The organism is Mesorhizobium sp. B3-2-1 (assembly GCF_006439515.1).
Taxonomy (GTDB): Bacteria; Pseudomonadota; Alphaproteobacteria; order Rhizobiales; family Rhizobiaceae; genus Mesorhizobium.
Genome location: NZ_VFTI01000010.1, coordinates 63770 through 85097 on the forward strand (window position 1 = coordinate 63770; position 21328 = coordinate 85097).

The window sequence follows — 21328 nt, forward strand, 5'->3', positions numbered from 1 at the left end:
GTGAAGAACGGGGAGAGGGGATCATCGGCGTTGAAGCGCGTCCCTTCTCCCCGTCTCAATACGGGGAGAAGGTGCCGGCAGGCCGATGAGGGGCAGCGCCAACGCCCAAGATTTGACGAGCCTGACAGATCAGGACACCACATGACCCCAGCCGTTTCCTTTCAAAAAGTCTCGCGCCATTTCGGCAGCGTTCGCGCTGTCGACGCTGTCGACCTCGACATTGTACCAGGCGAATTCTTCGCCATGCTCGGGCCGTCCGGTTCCGGCAAGACGACGTGCCTGCGCCTGATCGCCGGTTTCGAGCAGCCGACATCGGGTTCGATCTCGATCTTCGGTGAACGCGCCGAGGGCGTGCCCCCCTACCGCCGCAACGTCAACACCGTGTTCCAGGACTACGCGCTGTTCCCGCATCTCAACGTGCTCGACAACGTCGCCTACGGGCTGATGGTCAAGCGTATCGGCAAGGCCGAGCGGCACAAGGCGGCGGAAGAAGCGCTGTCGCTGGTGCGGCTGCCCGGCTATGGCGCGCGCCGGCCCGGCCAGCTTTCCGGCGGCCAGCGCCAGCGTGTCGCGCTGGCGCGTGCGCTGGTCAACCAGCCCAAGGTGCTGCTGCTCGACGAACCGCTCGGCGCGCTCGACCTCAAGCTGCGCGAAAACATGCAGGAGGAGCTGAAATCGCTGCAGAAGGCGCTCGGCATCACCTTCGTCTTCGTCACCCATGACCAGGGCGAGGCGCTGTCGATGGCCGACCGCGTCGCCGTCTTCAACGATGGCAAGATCATGCAGATCGGCACACCGGAGGACATCTATCAGCGGCCGAGCACGCGCTTCGTCGCCGATTTCGTCGGTTCCTCGAACGTGCTGCCGCCGGATTTCGTCCAGCGTTATTCCGGCCAGCAACGCTGGGGGAGTCTCAGGCCTGAATCCATTCGCGTCGGCCGCGCCGCGAGCGGCGAGGGCGTCGCTGCGCGCCTCGTCTCGACCAACTATCTCGGCGCCACGACCAGGCTGGCGCTTGATGCCGACGGGTTGAAACTGCACGCCGTGGTGCCTGCCGGCACTGCCTTGCCGGCGGAGGGCGAGGCGGTGGTGCTGACGTTCAATCGCGAGCACCTGCATTTGATGGACGAGCCGGCATGATGAAGGTTTGCGCGATGCGCCCCCCTCTGTCCTGCCGGACATCTCCCCCTCTAGGGGGGAGATCGGATGTCGCATCGGCCTTCGCCAATCTCCAACGTCTGAAGGCTGGCGCCGCGCACGAGCTGCCAATCTCCCCCCACGTGGGGGAGATGTCCGGCAGGACAGAGGGGGGCGCGACGGATCACGGCGTTAGCAGAACTGTGCATCTGTCATGACCATCACCGCCCTCAACCCCAATCCCGTCCCCGCCATCCTGCCCGGCAGCGGCGGCATGCGCGGTGCGCTCTCCGACCTCTTCTGGCGTAGGCCGCAAGTCCTGCTGCTGCTCATGCTTTTGCCGCCGGTTCTGTGGCTCGGCATCGTCTATATCGGCTCGCTGTTCGCGCTTTTGGCGCAGAGCTTCTTCTCCATCGACGAGTTCTCCGGCCTCATCAACCGCCAGTTGACGCTGAAGACCTATGGCGACCTTTTGCAGGCCGCCAACCTCGACATCATCCTGCGCACGGTGACGATGGCGGCCCTGGTCACGCTGGCTTCGGCCATCGTCGCCTTCCCCATTGCCTACTACGCGGCGCGCTATGCACGCGGCCGCTGGAAGGCGCTGTTCTATCTCGGCGTCATGCTGCCGCTGTGGTCGAGCTACCTGGTCAAGATCTATGCCTGGAAGCTGATCCTGGCCAAGGAAGGCATTCTCACCTGGCTGCTCGCCAAGCTGCATTTGTTGTGGCTGCTCGATGCCTGGCTGTCGCTGCCCGTGGTCGGCGGCAATTCGCTGTCGGTGTCGTTCACCGGCACCTTCATCGTCTTCGTCTATGTCTGGCTGCCTTTCATGATCCTGCCGGTCCAGGCGGCACTCGAGCGCGTGCCCGGCAATCTGGTCGAGGCGTCGTCCGATCTCGGCGCCTCGCCCGGCCAGACCTTCCGCAACGTGCTGTTCCCGCTGGCGCTGCCCGGCATCGTCGCCGGCTCGATCTTCACCTTCTCGCTGACATTGGGAGATTACATCATCCCGCAGATCATCGGCACCTCGCGCCTGTTCATCGGGCAGGCCGTCTATTCGCAGCAAGGCACCGCCGGCAACATCCCGCTCGCCGCCGCCTTCACCGTGGTGCCCATCGTCATCATGGGTTTCTACCTCTGGGGCGCCAAGCGCATGGGGGCCTTCGATGCGCTCTGATCGTGGTCAATCCGCTCCCGTCGGCCTCAAGATCGCGGCCGCCTGCGGCCTGCTCTTCCTGCATCTGCCGATCCTGCTGATCTTCGTCTATGCCTTCACCACCGAGGAGAAGAGCTTCGTCTGGCCGCCGCCCGGGCTGACCACGCAATGGTTCGCCGTCACCTGGAATCGGCCCGATGTCTGGGAAGCGCTGTCCCTGTCGGTCCGCGTCGCCGCTATCTCGACCACGATTGCTCTGGTGCTCGGCACGCTGTGCGCCGCCGCCGTGTCGCGGACGAAATTCTTCGGCCGCGAAACCATCTCGCTGCTGGTCATCCTGCCCATCGCACTGCCCGGCATCATCACCGGCATCGCGCTGCGCTCGGCCTTCGCGCTCGCCGACATCCCGTTCTCGTTCTGGACGATCGTGCTCGGCCACGCCACTTTCTGCGTGGTCGTCGTCTACAACAATGCGGTCGCCCGTTTCCGCCGCACCTCGGGCTCGATGATCGAAGCTTCGATGGATCTCGGCGCCGACGGCTTTCAGACCTTCCGCCATGTCGTGCTGCCCAACATCGCCACCGCATTGCTCGCCGGCGGCATGCTCGCCTTCGCTTTGTCCTTTGACGAAGTCATCGTCACCACCTTCACCGCCGGCCAGCAACAGACCGTGCCGATCTGGATGCTGGAAGAGCTGATCCGTCCGCGCCAGCGCCCGGTCACCAATGTCGTCGCTATGGTCGTCGTCCTGGTGACGCTGCTGCCGATCCTGTTTGCCTACTACCTGACCCGCGACGGCGACCAGATCGCCGGAAGCGGGAAATGAAAGAAGTGAGTGGTGAGTAGTGAGTAGGGAATAGCCGAATCCACGGTGGAAACTCATCCACTACTCACTACTCACTACTCACTACTTCTGCCCAAGGAGAATCCAATGGACACCCAGATGCTGATCGGCTCGAAATTCGAGAAGGGCACCGAGACCGAGGAGCCAATCCTCAACCCAAAGACCGGGGCGACCATTCTCAACCTGCCCGAGGCCAGCCAGGCGCAGATCGAGGCGGCAGTCATTGCCGCCGAACAAGCATTCGTCTTGTGGTCGCGCACCACGCCGGCGCAGCGCTCCGGCTATCTCCTGAAGATCGCTGACCGCATCGAGGCCGAGGCCAGGGAATTCGCCACGCTCGAGGCGTTGAACTGCGGCAAGCCGATCAACGCCGTACTCAATGACGAAATCCCGGCGATCGTCGACTGCTACCGCTTCTTCGCCGGCGCGGTCCGCTCCATGCCGGGTGTCGTCGCGGGCGAATATCTGCCCGGCCACACCTCCATGGTGCGGCGCGATCCGATCGGCATCGTCGCCTCGATCGCGCCGTGGAACTATCCGCTGATGATGATGGCCTGGAAGCTGGCGCCGGCGATCGCTGGCGGCAACACCGTCGTCTTCAAGCCGTCGGAGCAGACGCCGCTGACGGCGCTGAAACTGGCCAGGATCCTGGCCGAAATCCTGCCCGAAGGCGTCGTCAATGTCGTGCTTGGCCGGGGCGACAGCGTCGGCAACACGCTGATCAATCACCCCAAGGTTAATATGATCTCGATCACCGGTGACGTCGCCACCGGCAAGAAGGTGCTGCAGGCCGCCGCCAAGTCGGTCAAGCGCACGCATCTGGAACTCGGCGGTAAGGCGCCGGTCATCGTCTTCGACGACGCAGACCTCGGAGCCGTCGTCAACGGCCTGCGCGCCTTCGGCTATTACAATGCTGGCCAGGACTGCACCGCCGCCTGCCGCATCTATGCCGGCAAGAAGATCTACGACAAGCTCGTCGCCGACCTCTCCTCCGCGGTCTCGACCATCAAATACAACCAGCCCGACGACACCGAGAACGAGATCGGGCCGCTGATCTCGCGCCGCCAGCGCGACCGCGTCTCGAGCTTCGTCGAGCGTGCCTCGGAACTGAAGCACATCGAGATCACCACCGGCGGCAAGCCGGGCGAGGGCACCGGCTTCTACTATCAACCGACTGTCGTCGCCGGCGCGCTGCAGGAGGACGAGATCGTGCGCCGCGAAGTGTTCGGCCCAGTCGTCTCCATTACCCGGTTCTCGGAGGTCGACGACGCTGTGAACTGGGCCAATGACAGCGATTATGGCCTGGCGTCTTCGGTATGGACGAAGGACGTTTCACGCGCCATGGCAACGGCTGCCCGCCTGCAATATGGCTGCACCTGGATCAACACGCATTTCATGCTGACCAACGAGATGCCGCATGGCGGACTGAAACAGTCCGGCTACGGCAAGGACATGTCGCTCTACGCGCTGGAGGACTACACCGCCGTGCGCCATGTCATGGTGGCTCACGGGTAAGGGGATATCGCATCGCGGCGCTGACGCCCTTTGTCTGAAGGAGGGCGTCAGCGTTACTATACTCTCTATAAGGCCCTGCCTTTGACGGAGGGAAGACCGCCTAAGCGGCATAAGCAGCGATCCACCAGCTAAGCCGCCGTCCTGCCTTGTACCCCGGATGGCGCGGGCTTGATGTTCTGATTGACCCGAAAGACGTTGGATGGGTCATAGGTCCGCTTCACCTGGCTCAGCCGCTCGTAATTCGCGCCATAGCTTGCCCGCAAGCGCGCTTCTCCTTCGTCCTCCATCATGAAATTCACGTAGCCGCCTTCGCCATTGTGGGGATGGATGCGCGCCCAGTAATTCTTGGCCCACTTGGTGAGGTCGGCGGCCTTGCCCGGATCGGGATCGATGCCGGCTATGACCATTGACCAGCTTGCGTCGCGTGCGTTCCAGGCAGTCTCGTCCTTGCCGACGCGGCGCACGGCGCCGTCTATCGGGTAAAGATGCATGAGAGACAATTCGCTGGGCGCCTGGGCGGCCTGCGCGATGTGGGTCGCGATGGCTTCGTCGGGAAGCGACTTGACGAAATCGCCCTTCCAATACCATTGCAGGCCTTTGGGAAGCAGCGGATCGAACAGCGCCTGCAACGCCGGGTACGGCATGACGCCCATCCAGTTGAAGATCGGCGGCGGCAAGTTGTCCAGCAGTGGCGCCATCGCCTTGCGCCCGTCCTCCTCCGTGCCGTTGTAGCAGGAGATGATGGCGCAGGCGCGCTTGCCCCAATACTCGCGCGGGAAGGGATCGGTCGAGGGCACGGACTTCAGGCCGACAAAAGCACCGAGGTCTTCCGGCGCCTCCGGTAGGTAGTCGCGATAGACCTGCATGACGGCCTGAGCATCCTTGGCCTCCCAGAATACCGGGCCGCCGAAGATCATGTTCACAGGATGGGCCTGGAACAGGAAGCTGGTCACGACGCCGAAATTGCCGCCGCCGCCCCGCAGCGCCCAGAACAGGTCGGGATTCTCGCTTTTGCTGGCCCTCACCACGCTGCCATCGGCCAGCACCAGATCGGCTTCGACAAGATTGTCGATGGTGAGACCGTATCTGCGCGTGAGATAGCCCGTCCCTCCGCCGAGAGTAAGGCCGGCAACGCCCGTGGTCGAGACGATGCCGAACGGGACGGCGAGCCCGAAAGCATGGGTGGCGTGGTCCACGTCACCGGACGTGCAGCCGGGCGCGACCCTCACGGTTCGCCTGTTCGGGTCGACATGGACCCCCTTCATCGTCGACAGGTCGATGACGAGGCCGTTGTCGCAAATTCCCAATCCGGCACCATTGTGCCCTCCGCCGCGCACGGCGATCAGGAGGTCGTTGTCGCGCGCGTATCTCACGGCGGTGATCACGTCGGCGACATCGGCGCAGCGTGCGATCAGCAGCGGGTGCTTTTCGATCATGCCGTTGTAGATCTTGCGTGCTTCGTCATATCCGGCATCGTCACGCAGGATCAGCCCCCCGCGCAGGTTTTCACGCAGTTTTGCATGGGTTTCGTCGGTCATCGGTTTTCTCCCTTTGATTGCGCCGGCGCTATGCGGCGTCGGCGCGACGCATCTTGTTGCTTCGTTGTGCCGCCTCCCTCGGGGCGGATGCGTTGGATGGAGCAGAGGCGAGTACATTGCACCGATCCTGTCCCCGCTGCTTCGCCCGAAAGGGCCAATGGGCAATGGCCCAGGAGAGCCATGGCGGGCAGCCGGAAGCCGCCGAAGAGATTGACCGTATAGGAGAGCGGGAGCCACGCCTCGTGGCTTTGCCTTTATCGCATGGCGCATGATGAAGGTGGCCGCCGCCTCGCAGCCACCCTCCTTGGTACTCGCCGCCTCCCAGGGGCTGGGCCACGGCTATCCGACATCAACTATTCGACGATACGGAAAATCTGCCACAGGCTGGTGCCTGACACGACATAGGGCTCCAACTCCTTGCCCCATTTGGCGTGCGCGTCGATCTTGCCGATCTTGGCGAAGAACGCCTCCAACTGGGCGAGGCTCTCGACCTGGTGGTGAGACTCGACCGTCGCTTCGCGCGCGCCGATCGAGCCGGTCATGATCTGGAACTCGAGGTCGGCGAGACCAACCTGTGAGCCGATCTCGCGTTCCCATTTTCGCATCAGTTCGAGCACGGTCTGCTTGTGTCCGAACCTGGCGTCGATCTGCCATCTGGCGCTGAACATCTTGTCCTCCGTTGTTTCGGCATGGCCGCGTTTGACTACTCGTCCCAGGCCTGCACGACGGTTTGCCGCGCGATCTGCCCGTTCTTGAGTTCCAGCATCGCCGCGGCGAACACCTTCGTGCCGTCCGGATAGGCGCAGGCCTGGGTAAAGGCCAGGCTGTCGCCGTCGGCGATGGTTGCATCGACCTTGTGGGTCATCGCGCGGCTGCAGATATCGTCCCAAAACATCGTGATCGCCGCGCGTCCGCGGATTTCGCGTGGCTTGCTCGGCGGGTTGTTGCGGTCGATCACCCGCACCAGCGCGTCGTCCGCATAGAAGCTCGACAGCATCTTTCCATCACGGCCTTCGATCGCCTTCTTGATCGCCGCGCCGTCCACTGTCTGGGTCTTGGTCAGCATTTTGTCCTCCATATGCCCGTCGTTGCGATCGGGCGGTTCATGCTTTGAGGTGTCGCCCGGCACTCATCGCCGAGCCGGGTCCTCACTGCGACTTGGCCTTGACGGCCGCGAACACGTCGTCGGTCTGTTTCTTGAAGGTCGCGAGATCGACCTGGCTGCCGTTGAGGATCGTCGACCAATGGCGCACGATTGCCGCCATCGCGATCGTCTCCTTGATCTCCTCGTCGCTGGCGCCGTTGAGCTTGGCGGCTTCGGTGTGGAAATAGATGCAGTACTGGCACGGGATCTGCGACGCGACCGCGAGCCCCATCAACTCCTTGGTCTTACCATCAAGCGCGGTCTTGGGGTTGAGCTGCACACCCTTGATCTCGGCCCAGGCGCCGGCGATGGCGACATCAGGCAGTGTCCTGAACATGTCCGGCACCGAGCCGAGCGTCGCCCGGATGTCCTTGTAGGCGGCGGTCGCCGATGCATCCTCTGCTCTTACGGGAGAGGTCGTGGTCAGCACGCCAATGCCTGCCACGACCATAAGGGATCTGACATTCAGTTTTGACTTGAGCATCTCATCCTCCGTTCGCAGCGCCTTTCGGCGATATCCGCCTGGACTGCATGGGGAATTGATAGCGCTTACACCGGTGTGCCTGCTTCGCCCGAAAGCGCCATGGCTCTCATGGCCCGTCCGGGCCAGTCTGCCTGGCGGAAAATGCCGCCGCCGCCGCTCGCGATGGCAGGTCGAGCTTGAGCAATATGTTGGCGACGTGGCGCTTGACCGTGTGCTCGCTCAGCCTGAGTTCGGCGGCGATCGCGGCATTGCTCTTGCCGTCGGCGATCAGGCTCACCACCTCGCTCTCGCGCGCGGTCAGGCAAGCCGGTTCGCTCGCCTTGGCCTTGGGACGACAAGCCGGCTCCAGGTGCTGTTCGGACATCGCCAAGACTAGCGCCATGGGCTCGTCCAGTTCGTCGATGCTGACACGGCCAGCGTCGGCGAAATGAAGCCCCGAGCCGGCTGCGAGGTCGGCGACCAGCCTCGACGCCAATATCTCGCCGCGCCCGGCGTGAGCGGCGAGTTGGATCGTCACGCGGCCCGTCAATCCTGCGGGGGGGCCGCGCAATTCGATCTCGCCGACATGCGCCCCTTGCGCGCTTGCCACACCGATTTGTTGCGCCGCGTCGCGCAATGCCGCCGCGCAGCGCAAGGCCCGCCCCGGGCCGTCGAAGCGCGAAATCATCATTTCGCCATGCACATCCGTGCAGCGCCCGCCATGGCGGCCCACAAGTGCCCGCCATATCTCGTGGAAATGCTCGCTGCGTTCGCTCCACATCCTGTCGCCAAGCCGTGCCGTGTCATAGATGCGTGTCACCAGAAGCGCCGCCAGAACGCGCTCCGCTTCCCCCACGGCGCGTTCACCGGTCAGGAATTCCTCGATCAGGTCGGCCACCCGGTCGACATCGCCGGTCCAGATCGGATGGTCGCGCCCCGGGATTTCGACTAGTCGCGCGTTGGGAATCTTCCTGGCCAGAAAACGGCTGGCGTCGGGGTCGACCCGCACATCGTTGCGGCGATGGATCAGCAGCGTCGGCGCGCTGATCGCCGCCAGCACGCCGCGCACATCGATCTCGGCGTTCATCCGCGCCAGTGCCACCGCCGCGGTCGGGCTCGCCGACAGTCGTTCGAAGCGGGCCCACCAGTTTGAGAACCGGGCGTCATCAACCCGGCCTGGCGCGAAATTGGGCAAGGTGGCGCCAGTGCCCCAAGCCGTCTCGGCCATCGCGATGAAGGCGTCCAGACGCTCCGGTGGCATCACCCATTTGTGGAAATGCGCATAGCCGCCATAGAGCGTCAGCGCCCGCGTCCGCTCCGGATAGGTGGCGGCGAACAGCATGGCCAGCGGCGCGCCTTCGGAAGCGCCAAGCAGGGCAGCACGACCGCTGCCCGCCGCATCCATCACCGCTCGCACATCGTCCATACGGGTTTCGAGGCTGGGCAGGTGATGGACATCGACGCGATCGGAGAGACCCGTGCCGCGCTTGTCGAACAGGATTAGTCGGGAGAACGCCGAAAGCCGCTTCAGGAGCCGGGTATACCCCTCGTCTTCCCAATGCAGGTCGAGATTGGAGATGAAGCCCGGCACGAAGACGAGGTCGAACGATCCCTGGCCGACCACCTGATAGGCGATCCGCACCTCGCCGCTAAGGGCGTATCGGGTTTCGATCGGCCTCACGAGATTGTCCGCCCGGCCTGACGATTTCTGATCGCCAACCATAGCAGAGCCGCGCCGGTTGCGGCAGCTTAAACTTTAGCAAAGAGCAATATAAGCCGGCGCTGGGGCTATCTCTGCGACGCCGCGACGTCGCCCGGAAAGGCTTCAAGCCCGAGCTTGAGATCGGCCTCCGCCGACGTGATCGGCCGTTTGATCTTGGCCGAAGCCGCCACGACCAGTTCGTCGAAGCCCTCACCGCCGCTGTCCAGCATCTCGAAGAACTGGCGCCGCATTCTCGGCTCCCAGAATTTGTTGATGTGCTCGGCGACGCCGGCAACGCCTTCCTCGCGTGGCCTGGAGTGGAAAAAGGCGGCGATCTGGTTGGCCATGCGCACCAGCTTTTCCCGTGTGCTCATGATGTGCTCTTCGTCATGCGACATGCTGGGTAACTCCGGAGATCACCCGGTCAGGGTGGGCAAAAACATCGAAATCGTCACCTCGCACCAAAGCCACCAGCGTCATGCCGGCTTCTTGCGCCGTGCGGATGGCAAGGGCGGTGGGAGCAGAAACGGCGATGACGAAGGCCGAACCGATCGCCGCCGTCTTCTGCACCATCTCGACCGAAACACGGCTGGTCACCACGACGGCGCCCGATGCGCCATCGATATTGGCCTTGGCCAGCGCGCCCGCCAGCTTGTCCAGCGCATTGTGGCGGCCGACATCCTCGCGCGCCATGATGACGCCCTTGCCCGGTACGTAGAAGCCGGCGGCATGCACGGCGCCGGTCTCGGTGTGCAGCGGCTGCACCTTCGACAGCAACTTGACCGAGCGGGTGATGTCTTCGGCATTGAGTGTAAGTTTCGACGCACCGACCGCATCGACCGAGCGCATCGCCTCCTCGATGGATTCGATGCCGCAGAGCCCGCAGCCGACCGGTCCGGCAAGCCGCCGCCGCCGCGCCTCGAAGCGCGTATTGGCCTGGTCCTTCAGCCGGATCTGAATGTCGATGCCGGCGCCATGATCTTCCACTTCGATGGCTTCGATCTCGTCAGGCACAGCGATGATGCCTTCGGTCAGCGAGAAGCCGAGCGCGAAATCCTCGAAATCGGCGGGGCTCGCCATCATCACCGCATGCGTGGTACCGGCAAAGGAGAACGCCACCGGCGTCTCCTCGGGCACCATGCGGTTGGCGGCAGCCGTGCCGCTGGCGCGGTGCGCCAGTCTGGAGATTTGAGAGATAGGAGAGCGGGTCACGAGGCGCCAACCTTTGGCCTGCCGGCCATTTCGCTTAGGAAGCGCCGAAGGTTTTTTGCTTCAATCGGCGATTGCTCTCCCAGGCCGCCCCCCACTCCGTCGCTGCTTCGCAGCGCCACCTCTCCCCCCTCCGGAGGGAGAGGAAGGGTGCCTCCCGGCAAAAGCGCGCGCCTTTCCTCTCCCCCGTCGATCGGGGGAGAGGTGTCGAGCGAAGCTCGACGGAGTGGGGGTCGATCAGCCGTCAAGATTGAAGCTCTTGTTGTCGAATGCCTCGACACAGCTACTCCGCCGCCTGCAGCGGAGCGATGCGGCGGCTCTGCTTGGCCTGTTCGTCATAGTCGCGCTGCCATTCCGACGGGCCGTTGGAAGCGCCGACCTGCACCGCGGTCACCTTGTATTCCGGACAGTTGGTCGCCCAGTCGGAGAAATCGGTGGTGATGACGTTGGCCTGCGTGTCGGGATGGTGGAAGGTCGTGTAGACCACGCCCGGCGACACCCTGTCGGTGATCAGCGCGCGCAGCGTCGTCTCGCCCGAGCGGCTGGTCAGCCGCACCCAGTCGCCATCATGCAGGCCGCGGTTTTCCGCGTCGTGCGGATGGATTTCCAGCCGGTCCTCCGAGTGCCACATGACATTTTCGGTGCGCCGTGTCTGCGCGCCGACATTGTACTGGCTGAGAATGCGGCCGGTGGTCAGCAGCAAGGGGAAGCGCGGCCCGGTCCTTTCGTCCGTGGCCACATATTCGGTACGGATGAACTTGCCCTTGCCGCGCACGAAGCCGTCGACATGCATGATCGGCGTGCCGAGCGGCGCCTTGTCGTTGCAGGGCCATTGCACGGAGCCGACCTTGTCGAGCAGGTCGAAGGAGACATTGGCGAAGCTTGGCGTCGTCTTGGCGATCTCGTCCATGATTTCGGACGGATGCATATAGTTCCAGTCGAGACCGATCGCGCGGGCGAGCTCCTGCGTCGCCTCCCAATCGGCGTAGCGCGCCTTCGGCTCCAGCACCTTGCGCACCATGTTGATGCGGCGCTCGGCATTGGTGAAGGTGCCGTCCTTCTCGAGGAAGGTCGATCCCGGCAGGAAGACATGCGCGTAGTTCGCCGTCTCGTTGAGGAAGAGGTCGTGCACGACCACGCATTCCATCGCGGCAAGGCCGGCGGCGACGTGCTTGGTGTCGGGATCGGACTGCAGGATGTCCTCGCCCTGGATGTAGATGCCCTTGAACGATCCGTCGACGGCGGCATCCAGCATGTTGGGGATGCGCAGGCCGGGTTCGTCGTCCAGCTTCACGCCCCATAGGCTCTCATAGATATCGCGCACCGCGTCGCCCGAAATGTGCCGATAGCCCGGCAACTCATGCGGGAACGAGCCCATATCGCACGAGCCTTGCACGTTGTTCTGGCCGCGCAGCGGGTTCACGCCGACACCCGGGCGGCCGATATTGCCGGTGGCCATTGCGAGGTTGGCGATCGCCATCACCGTAGTCGAGCCCTGGCTGTGCTCGGTGACGCCGAGGCCGTAATAGATCGCGCCATTGCCGCCCTTGGCGTAGAGGCGCGCCGCACCGCGGATCAGCTCGGGATCGACGCCCGACAGCTTGCCCACGGTTTCGGGGCTGTTTTCCGGCAGGGCGACGAAGGACGCCCAGTCCTGGAATTCCGCCCAGTCGCAGCGCTCGCGGATGAAGGCTTCGTCGAAAAGCCCCTCGGTGACGATGACATGCGCCAGCGACGTTAGCACGGCGACATTGGTGCCGGGCTTCAGCGGCAAATGGTAATCGGCTTCGACATGCGCCGACTTGACCATCTCGGTGCGACGCGGATCGAGCACGATCAGCTTGGCGCCCTGGCGCAGCCGCTTCTTCAGCCGCGAGGCGAACACCGGGTGCGCCGAAGCCGGATTGGCGCCGATGATGACGGCGACGTCGGTGAATTCGACGGAATCGAAGTCCTGCGTGCCGGCCGAGGTGCCGTAGGTCTGGCCGAGCCCATAGCCGGTCGGCGAATGGCAGACGCGTGCGCAGGTGTCGACATTGTTGTTGCGGAAGCCTTGCCGCACCAGCTTCTGGACGAGATAGGTTTCCTCATTCGTGCAGCGCGAGGAGGTGATGCCGCCGATCGCGGTGCGGCCGTACTGGTACTGGATACGGCGGAATTCCTTGGCCGTGTGGGCGATCGCCTCTTCCCAGCTCACTTCGCGCCAGGGATCGCTGACCTTTTCGCGGATCATCGGCGACAGGATGCGGTCCTTGTGGGTGGCGTAGCCATAGGCGAAGCGGCCCTTGACGCAGGAATGGCCGTGGTTCGCCATGCCCTCCTTGTAGGGCATCATGCGGATGACCTCGTCGCCCTTCACTTCGGCCTTGAACGAGCAGCCGACGCCGCAATAGGCGCAGGTGGTGACGGCCGAGCGCTCCGGCAGGCCTTTTTCGAGCACGGTCTTCTCGCGCAGCGCATCGGTCGGGCAGGCCTGCACGCAGGCGCCGCAGGAGACGCATTCCGAGGCAATGAAGTCCTCGTGCATGCCGGCGACCATGCGCGATTCGAAGCCGCGGCCCTCGATGGTCAGCGCGAAAGTGCCTTGCACCTCCTCGCAGGCGCGCACGCAGCGCGAACAGACGATGCACTGCGCCGGATCGTAGGTGAAATAGGGGTTGGATTCATCGCGGGCGATGTAGTCGACCGCGAGCGAGCCATGGCCGGGCGCGACGCCATTTTCTTCCTTGACGTGGTTGCGGCCCTCGACGCCGTAGCGGTTTTCGGTCAGGCCGACGGACTTCGCCACCACATCGAACTCGCTGGCGCCGGTTCCCGCCTTCTCGTTCCACCCGGTCGGATGGTCGGAGACGTAGAGTTCCATGACGCCGCGGCGGATGGCGTCGAGCCTGTCCGATTGCGTACGTACCACCATGCCTTCGCCGACCGGCGTCGTGCAGGAGGCCGGCGTGCCGCCACGCCCTTCGATCTCGACGAGGCAGACGCGGCAGGAACCGAAGGAGTCCAGCATGTCGGTGGCGCAGAGCTTCGGAATCTCCACCCCGCCTTCCATCGCCGCACGCATGATCGACGTGCCTTCCGGCACGCTGATGCTGCGGCCATCGACGGTCAGCGTGACCTGCTTCTCGGCCTTCGACTGCGGAGTTCCGTAATCGAGTTCTTCGATGAGCGTCGGGAAGTCGGCCTTGATGTTCATCTGCCAGCTCCTATTCAGCAGCCACGCGCGCCGGCGCGGGCTTGAAATCCTCGGGGAAATGCGTGATCGAGCTCATCACCGGGTAGGGCGTGAAGCCGCCCAGCGCGCAGAGCGAACCGAACTTCATCGTGTTGCAGAGGTCCGTGACCAAAGCGAGGTTCTTCTCCGGCTCGATGCCGGCGGCAAGCCTGTCGATGGTTTCCACGCCCCGCGTCGAGCCGATGCGGCAAGGCGTGCACTTGCCGCAGCTTTCGATGGCGCAGAACTCCATGGCGAAGCGTGCCTGCTTCAGCATGTCGGCAGTATCGTCGAAAACTGTGACGCCGGCGTGGCCGATCAGTCCATCGCGCTTGGCGAATTCTTCGTAGTCGAACGGCGTGTCGAACAAGGCGCGCGGGAAATAGGCGCCGAGCGGCCCGCCGACCTGCACCGCCTTGACCGGACGTCCAGTGGACGTGCCGCCGCCGATATCGTCGACGATCTCGCCCAGTGTCAGGCCGAAAGCGGTTTCGAACAGGCCGCCTTGCTTGACGTTGCCGGCGATCTGGATCGGGATCGTGCCGCGTGAGCGGCCCATGCCGAAATCCTTGTAGAAGGTGGCGCCCTTGTCCATGATGATAGGCACCGAGGCCAGCGAGATGACGTTGTTGATCACCGTCGGCTTGCCGAACAATCCTTGTATCGCGGGCAGCGGCGGCTTGGCGCGCACCACGCCGCGCTTGCCTTCCAGGCTGTTCAAGAGCGAGGTTTCCTCGCCGCAGACATAGGCGCCGGCGCCGACGCGGATTTCCATGTCGAAGGCGTTGGGCGAGCCCAGCACATTGACGCCGAGCACGCCGGCCTTGCGGGCGATCTCGACCGCCTTGTTCATGACAGCCACCGCGTGCGGATATTCCGAGCGGATGTAGACAAAACCCTTGGTCGCGCCGGTGGCGATGCCGGCGATGGCCATGCCCTCGATGAGCACGAAGGGGTCGCCCTCCATGATCATGCGGTCGGCGAAGGTGGCGCTGTCGCCTTCATCGGCGTTGCAGACGATGTATTTGCGCTCCGATGTCGTGTCGAGCACCGTCTTCCATTTGATGCCGGTCGGGAAGCCCGCGCCGCCGCGACCGCGCAGGCCGGAGTCGGTCACCTGCTTGACGATGTCGGCGGGCGCCATGGCCACCGCGTTCTGCAGGCCCTTCAATCCGCCGAGCGATTTGTAGGCATCGAGCGACAGCGGGTCGTTGATGCCGCAGCGTGCGAAGGTCAGCCGCGTCTGCTTGGCGAGGAACGGGATTTTGTCGGGCGCACCCAGCCAGCGCTTGTGATACCCGCCTTGGAGAAAGCCGCTGTCGAACAGGCTCTTCACGTCCGACGGCTTCACCGGCCCGTAGGCGACACGGCCATTGTCTGTCGCCACCTCGACCATCGGTTCGAGGAAATAGGCGCCGCGCGAGCCGTTGCGCACGATCTTGGCATCGATGCCGCGCTCGGCCAGTTCATTTGCGATCGCTTTGGCGACCTTTTCCGCGCCCAGCGCCAGCGCGCCGGAATCGCCGGGAATGTAGATGCGGGGGGTCATGAGCGCACCTCGGCGACGATCTCGTCGATCTTCTCGTCATCGAGCCGTCCGATCACCTCGCCGTCCAGCATAGCCGACGGCGAACAGGCACACAGCCCGAGACAATAGACCGGCTCCAATGTAACCGACCCGTCATGCGTGGTCTCATGGAAATCGATGCCGAGCAACTGCTTGACCCTGGCGGCGACGGCGTCCGAGCCCATCGACTGGCAGGCTTCCGCCTGGCAGAGCTTCAGCACGTGCCGGCCGGCCGGCCGGGCACGGAAATCGTGATAGAAGCTGACGACGCCGTGCACTTCGGCCCTGGAGAGGTTCAGCCCGTCGGCGATGACCGGCAGTGAGGCCTGCGGCACATGACCGAACTCTTCCTGGATGCCGTGCAGGATCGGCAGCAACGGACCTTCGAGGTCCTTCAGATCCTGAATGATCGCCGCGGTGCGCGATGCGATCTCGGTACTTGCAGGCTGCACGGTCATGCAGCGCCCTCCCTGGTCATGGCGGCCCGATATATGTCACCCCAAGATATAGAGCGGTTTTGGGGTAACGACATGCACAGGGCGCAATATCGCTAAGTCCTTACGAAATCAGAGGAAACCCCCGAGATCAATAAAGCTGTCCCGTCGTTTGATAGAAATTTTCTATCGACAACGCTCAGCCTCCATTCTCTAGCCTAGCGATGGGCGCGGAAATCGTCTGCCAGCGCCATCGCCTCGTCCAGCAGCGCCTGCACCAGCGGCGTGTGCGGCTCGCGCGGCGCGGCCACCAGGCCGACCGTATGGCTGGCATCGGGTTCGACGATCGGAATGGCCCGGATCGGTTCGGAAAAACCGAACGTTTCCGCAAGGTTGAGTGGCATGATCGATGACCATTTGCCGGTTCGGATGTGCGAGAACAGCACGATCATCGAGTTCGATTCCAGCGTCGGCCGCACCTGTACGCCCGCTTCCGCCAGGTGCTGGTCGATGATGCGGCGGTTCTGCATGTCCGGCGTCAGAAGGCACAGCGGCAAATGGCTGATCTCCGCCCATGTCACTTTGTCGCGGTCGGAATAGGGATTGCCGATAGCGGTGATCAACTGGTAGCGCTCGTCATAGAGCGGCACGCTGGTCACCCGACCCAGCGGTTCGTTGTCAAGATAGGTGATGCCGGCATCGACATCGAAATTGCCTAGCAGCGACAGCACTTCGATCGAGGTGCGCGACAATACTGAAAAAGTGACGCCCGGATGCTTTTCGCGAAACGGCGTCGTCAGCCGCGCCACCATGGCGAGCGCCGTCGGGATGGCGGCGATGCGGATGCGGCCGGAGAGGCCGTGGCGCGCCGCCCGCATCTCCTCGCGCATGGTCCTGGAGTCGCCAACGATGCGGCGCGCCCAGACCAACACCTGCTTGCCCTCCGGCGTCAGCCCCTGAAAGCGCGAGCCGCGCAGTACGAGCATGACGCCGAGCTGGCCTTCCAGTTGCTTGATGCCGGCCGACAGCGTCGGCTGGGTGACGCCGCACACTTCCGCGGCGCGGCCGAAATGCTCTTCCCTGGCCAGTGCGATGAAGAATTCCAGCTTGTCGATCATTGGCGGAAGCTATCCGGCGCAGTGGCGCCGCGCCAGATGGTTGCTGCTACCGCCGACAATCGTGCCGCCCCCAGCCATTGCGCAATCGCAAAAAACTACCTGTCGACGAGATTCAGGATGTTGCCGTCCGGATCCTTGAACCAAGCGACCCTCATACCCTGTCCGACATGGACATCACCTTCCAGCGTCAAACCGGGCATTTCGTAGTGTTCAAAGACGACGCCCTTCGATTTCAGCGCGGCGACGACGGTGCCGATCGCGTCGCCGACCGTCCACGTCACCGCTGTCGCCTTGTTGGTTCCGGCGAATTGGGAGCGATAGACATTGATGGTGGTGTCGCCGCTTTTGTACACGATCAGTTCGCCGCCCTCATCGTGCACCTGTTTCAGGCCGAGCGTCCCCTCATAGAAAGCCTTTGCCTTGGCCAGGTCCCTGACCGCGAGATTGGCCGTTGCGTTGCTGTTTTCAAGCATGATCGTCTCCTTTCCTGGCTGTCATTCCCTCTGGTCATGGAAATAGGTCACCCAGGCCGCTTGACGACCGCCACACGGCTGACGCTTGGAGCCGTCCGCGTTCTGCACTATGTGAGCTGCAGCCGAACGCCAGGGAATAACAGCCATGTCCATCACCAAGGAAATCGTCGTCGAGCGCCTGAAGACCGTCAACGGGCCCGACTTCACCGGCAACATCGTCGATCTCGGCATGGTTTCGGAGATTTTCATCGCCGATTCGAAGGTGTTCTTCTCGATCACCGTTCCCGCCGCGCGCGCCCCGGAGATGGAGCCCTTGCGTGCCGCCGCAGAGCGGGTGGTGAAGGCCATTCCCGGCGTCGCCGGCGCGGTCGTTGCGCTGACGGCCGAAAAGAAAGGCGGAGGCATGGAGGCACCGGTTCCACCGCGTCCCGCACCCAGGCGGGCTCCGCCCGCCGCCGCACCGCGGGCGGCCCCGCATGCTCCCGCTTCGCAGAGCCACGGCAAGCGCGGCGTGCCCGGCATCGAGGCGATCATCGCGGTTGCCTCCGGCAAGGGCGGCGTCGGCAAGTCGACCACGGCCGTCAATCTGGCGCTTGGCCTTGCCGCCAATGGCTTGCGGGTTGGCGTGCTCGATGCCGACATCTACGGCCCGTCCATGCCCAGGCTGCTCAACATCCACGGCCGGCCGCAGACGGTCGACGGCAAGATCCTGAAACCCATGGAGAATTACGGCCTCAAGGTGATGTCGATGGGTTTCCTCGTCGATGAGGAGACGCCGATGATCTGGCGCGGGCCGATGGTGATGTCGGCGCTCACGCAGATGCTGCGCGAGGTCGAATGGGGGCGGCTCGACGTGCTCGTCGTCGACATGCCGCCCGGCACTGGCGACGCGCAGCTCACCATGGCCCAGCAGGTGCCTCTGGCCGGCGCGGTCATCGTCTCGACGCCGCAGGACCTGGCGCTGATCGATGCCCGCAAGGGTCTCAACATGTTCAAGAAAGTCGACGTGCCGCTGCTCGGCATCGTCGAGAACATGAGCTACTTCCTCGCCCCGGACACCGGCAAGCGCTACGACATTTTCGGCCATGGCGGCGCGCGCCGCGAGGCCGAGAGGCTGGGCGTCACCTTCCTCGGCGAGGTGCCGCTGGAAATGGGCATTCGCGAGAGCTCGGACGCCGGCACGCCGGTGGTCGCCTCGAAGCCCGACGGCGCCGAGGCGAAAATCTACCGCGATATAGCCTCCAAGGTCTGGGACAGGGTCATTGAGGAACGCGGCGCGGCCGAAGCGGCGGTGCCCAACATCGTATTTGAGTGATCCTTCACGGGAAGAATCAGCCGCCGACTTTCTCGCCGAATGCCGAAAAGAACTGTCCGGCCAGTTTCTTCGATGTCGATTCGATCAGCCGGCTGCCGAGCTGCGCGATCTTGCCGCCGACTTCTGCCTTGGCGGCATATTTGAGGACCGTCGCGTCCGGCCCGTCGGCGGTGAGGGTGACGTCGGCGCCGCCCTTGGCGAAGCCGGCGATGCCACCCTTGCCTTCGCCCTGGATGGTATAGGCATGCGGCGGCTTGAGATTTTTCAGCGTCACTTCGCCGTTGAAGGTCGCCTTGATCGGCCCGATCTTCAGCACCACCGTTGCCGCCATCTCGGTCGCCGATTTCATTTCCAGGCTCTTGCAGCCCGGAATGGCGTCCTTCAGGACGGTTGGGTCATTCAGCGCTTCCCACACTTTCTGCACGGGTGCGGCGATACGTTCCTCGCCCTCGATCACCAAAGCCATCTAAACCTCCCCGATCGCCGATGTCGGATTGGTCGTAGCGCGCGGCTCGATAGCTGTCTATCGCACCAAAGTCGGGATTCAGATCACGCGTGCCCCTTGCCTGCATCCGCGCGTTGTCATATCGATTTGTCATACAAATACGGAGACCATGATGGCCGGCGCCCCCACGAAAAAGAAAAAGTTCCGCTCGCAGGAGTGGTTCGACAATCCCGACAATCCGGGAATGACGGCGCTCTATCTCGAGCGCTACCTGAATTACGGACTGACACGCGCCGAGCTGATGTCGGGCAAGCCGCTGATCGGCATCGCCCAGACGGGCTCCGATCTTTCGCCTTGCAACCGGCACCACATCGAGCTCGCCAAGCGCGTGCGCGAAGGCATCGTCTCGATGGGCGGCATTCCTTTCGAATTCCCCTGTCACCCGATCCAGGAGACCGGCAAGCGGCCGACCGCGGCACTTGACCGCAACCTCGCTTATCTCAGCCTGGTCGAAGTGCTCTATGGCTATCCGCTCGACGGCGTCGTTCTGACCATCGGCTGCGACAAGACCACGCCTGCCTTGCTGATGGCGGCGGCGACCGTCAACATCCCGGCCATCGCGCTATCGGTCGGCCCGATGCTCAATGGCTGGCACAAGGGCAAGCGCACCGGCTCGGGCACCATCGTCTGGGAATCGCGCCAGCGCCTGTCGGCCGGCGAGATCGACTATGACGAGTTCATGGACATCGTCGCCTCCTCGGCGCCGTCCACGGGCTACTGCAACACGATGGGCACCGCCACCACGATGAATTCGCTGGCCGAGGCGCTCGGCATGCAGCTGCCTGGTTCGGCCGCCATCCCGGCGCCGTACCGCGAGCGCGGCCAGATCGCCTATGAGACGGGTAAACGCATCGTCGACATGGTACACGAGGACCTGAAGCCGTCCGACATCATGACCCGCGCGGCCTTCGAAAACGCCATCGTCGTCAATTCGGCGATCGGCGGCTCCACCAACGCGCCGATCCATCTCAACGCGATCGCCCGCCATCTCGGCGTACCGCTCGACAATGACGACTGGCAGAAGGTCGGCCTCAACGTGCCGCTCATCGTCAACCTGCAGCCGTCGGGTGAATATCTCGGCGAAGACTATCACCACGCCGGTGGCGTACCCGCCGTGGTGGCCGAACTGATGAAGGCCGGAATGCTGCCGCATCCCGATGCCTTGACCGTCAATGGCAAGTCGATCGGTGCCAACTGCGAGGGGGTCGCCAACGAGAACACCGACGTCATCCGCACCGTGGCCGAGCCGCTGAAGTCCAATGCCGGCTTCATCAACTTCAAGGGCAATCTGTTCGATTCGGCGATCATGAAGATGAGCGGCATCTCGCCGGAATTCCGCGAGCGCTATCTGTCCAACCCGAACGATCCGGAAGCCTTCGAGGGCAACGCCATGGTCTTCGACGGCCCGGAGGATTACCACGCCCGCATCGACGATCCGGCGCAAGGCATCGACGAGCACACCATCCTGTTCATGCGCGGCGCCGGCCCTGTCGGCTATCCTGGCGGCGCCGAGGTCGTCAACATGCAGCCGCCGGCCTACCTCATCAAGAAGGGTATCCACGCGCTCGCCTGCATCGGCGACGGCCGCCAGTCCGGCACGTCGGGCTCGCCGTCGATCCTCAACGCCTCGCCGGAAGCCGCCGTCGGCGGCGGCCTGGCGCTGCTCAAGACCGGCGACCGCGTCCGCATCGACCTGCGGAAAGGCACCGCGAATATCCTCGTCAGCGACGACGAAATCACCCGGCGTCGCGCCGAACTGGAGAAAGATGGCGGCTATCATTATCCCCAGCACCAGACCCCGTGGCAGGAGATCCAACGCGGCATGGTCGACCAGTTCTCGGCCGGCATGGTGCTGAAGCCGGCGGTGAAATACCAGGATGTCGCGCACACCATGGGCGTGCCTCGCGACAATCACTGATTCTTCCCCGGAATAATCATCGATTATTCCTGGCTGGTCACAGATGGATGAATAGACGAACACCGGCGGCCTG

The 21328-nt window shown here is 63.8% G+C and carries 19 protein-coding genes; 6 read left to right on the forward strand and 13 right to left on the reverse strand.

All coding sequences use genetic code 11. From position 1 onward, the window contains the following. The first annotated feature begins 141 nt into the window (after positions 1-141). From FJW08_RS12655 to FJW08_RS12675, 4 genes are all read left to right on the forward strand, one after another. A complete protein-coding gene (locus tag FJW08_RS12655) occupies positions 142-1140 on the forward strand; it encodes an ABC transporter ATP-binding protein (protein ID WP_140810838.1) in 999 nt (332 codons plus the stop codon). 271 nt (positions 1141-1411) lie between these two features. Beyond that, entirely contained in the window at positions 1412-2317 is a 906-nt protein-coding gene (locus FJW08_RS12665) for an ABC transporter permease (protein WP_181182912.1), read from the forward strand. Then, positions 2307-3122 (forward strand): ABC transporter permease, encoded by an 816-nt coding sequence (locus FJW08_RS12670; RefSeq protein ID WP_140757991.1) that lies wholly within the window; start codon positions 2307-2309, stop codon positions 3120-3122. The genes FJW08_RS12665 and FJW08_RS12670 overlap by 11 nt, the downstream gene beginning before the upstream one ends. 105 nt (positions 3123-3227) lie before the next feature. After that, entirely contained in the window at positions 3228-4655 is a 1428-nt protein-coding gene (locus FJW08_RS12675; protein WP_140757990.1) for a gamma-aminobutyraldehyde dehydrogenase, read from the forward strand. Positions 4656-4783: 128 nt separating this feature from the next. On the opposite strand, the gene FJW08_RS12680 is transcribed toward FJW08_RS12675, so the two are convergent. The 12 genes from FJW08_RS12680 to FJW08_RS12740 all read right to left on the reverse strand — a co-directional run bounded on the left by FJW08_RS12680 (position 4784) and on the right by FJW08_RS12740 (position 17517). Beyond that, positions 4784-6193: an FAD-binding oxidoreductase gene (locus tag FJW08_RS12680; RefSeq protein ID WP_140757989.1), complete on the reverse strand. Its 1410-nt coding sequence runs from the start codon at positions 6191-6193 to the stop codon at positions 4784-4786. Between the two features lie 353 nt (positions 6194-6546). Beyond that, positions 6547-6861 carry a hypothetical protein gene (locus FJW08_RS12685; RefSeq protein ID WP_140810841.1) on the reverse strand — a complete coding sequence of 105 codons (315 nt, stop codon included), beginning with the start codon at positions 6859-6861 and terminating at the stop codon, positions 6547-6549. A gap of 35 nt (positions 6862-6896) precedes the next feature. Further along, entirely contained in the window at positions 6897-7259 is a 363-nt protein-coding gene (locus FJW08_RS12690) for a nuclear transport factor 2 family protein (RefSeq protein WP_140757987.1), read from the reverse strand. A gap of 82 nt (positions 7260-7341) precedes the next feature. Beyond that, the gene (locus FJW08_RS12695) at positions 7342-7821 is read right to left on the reverse strand and encodes a carboxymuconolactone decarboxylase family protein (protein ID WP_140810842.1); all 480 of its coding nucleotides are present in this window, start codon (positions 7819-7821) and stop codon (positions 7342-7344) included. Between the two features lie 106 nt (positions 7822-7927). Beyond that, complete coding sequence (locus tag FJW08_RS12700; RefSeq protein WP_140810843.1) at positions 7928-9481, reverse strand: alpha/beta fold hydrolase; 1554 nt, start codon at positions 9479-9481, stop codon at positions 7928-7930. Positions 9482-9588: 107 nt separating this feature from the next. Beyond that, positions 9589-9900, reverse strand: a complete 312-nt coding sequence (locus FJW08_RS12705; protein ID WP_140810844.1) for a formate dehydrogenase subunit delta — start codon at positions 9898-9900, stop codon at positions 9589-9591. Then, on the reverse strand, positions 9890-10714 hold the full coding sequence (gene fdhD, locus FJW08_RS12710) for a formate dehydrogenase accessory sulfurtransferase FdhD (protein ID WP_140810845.1): 825 nt from the start codon (positions 10712-10714) through the stop codon (positions 9890-9892). Before fdhD ends, FJW08_RS12705 begins: the two co-directional genes overlap by 11 nt. 280 nt (positions 10715-10994) lie before the next feature. Next, positions 10995-13907 (reverse strand): formate dehydrogenase subunit alpha, encoded by a 2913-nt coding sequence (fdhF, locus tag FJW08_RS12720; protein WP_140810847.1) that lies wholly within the window; start codon positions 13905-13907, stop codon positions 10995-10997. Between the two features lie 10 nt (positions 13908-13917). Next, on the reverse strand, positions 13918-15474 hold the full coding sequence (locus tag FJW08_RS12725) for an NADH-quinone oxidoreductase subunit NuoF (protein ID WP_140757981.1): 1557 nt from the start codon (positions 15472-15474) through the stop codon (positions 13918-13920). Next, positions 15471-15950 carry a formate dehydrogenase subunit gamma gene (locus FJW08_RS12730; protein ID WP_140810848.1) on the reverse strand — a complete coding sequence of 160 codons (480 nt, stop codon included), beginning with the start codon at positions 15948-15950 and terminating at the stop codon, positions 15471-15473. Before FJW08_RS12730 ends, FJW08_RS12725 begins: the two co-directional genes overlap by 4 nt. Before the next feature lie 194 nt (positions 15951-16144). Then, positions 16145-17044, reverse strand: a complete 900-nt coding sequence (locus FJW08_RS12735; RefSeq protein WP_140757979.1) for a LysR family transcriptional regulator — start codon at positions 17042-17044, stop codon at positions 16145-16147. Positions 17045-17139: 95 nt separating this feature from the next. Further along, on the reverse strand, positions 17140-17517 hold the full coding sequence (locus FJW08_RS12740; RefSeq protein ID WP_140757978.1) for a VOC family protein: 378 nt from the start codon (positions 17515-17517) through the stop codon (positions 17140-17142). 145 nt (positions 17518-17662) lie between these two features. On the opposite strand from FJW08_RS12740, the gene FJW08_RS12745 reads away from it, so the two are divergent. Further along, entirely contained in the window at positions 17663-18832 is a 1170-nt protein-coding gene (locus FJW08_RS12745) for an Mrp/NBP35 family ATP-binding protein (RefSeq protein ID WP_140810849.1), read from the forward strand. Positions 18833-18848: 16 nt separating this feature from the next. Here FJW08_RS12745 and FJW08_RS12750 read toward each other — a convergent pair whose 3' ends face one another. After that, positions 18849-19298, reverse strand: a complete 450-nt coding sequence (locus tag FJW08_RS12750) for a carbon monoxide dehydrogenase subunit G (protein ID WP_140757976.1) — start codon at positions 19296-19298, stop codon at positions 18849-18851. Positions 19299-19449: 151 nt separating this feature from the next. Between FJW08_RS12750 and FJW08_RS12755 the strand changes: the two genes are divergently transcribed. Next, positions 19450-21255, forward strand: coding sequence for an IlvD/Edd family dehydratase (locus FJW08_RS12755; protein ID WP_140810850.1), 1806 nt, complete (start codon positions 19450-19452; stop codon positions 21253-21255). Positions 21256-21328: the final 73 nt, after the last annotated feature.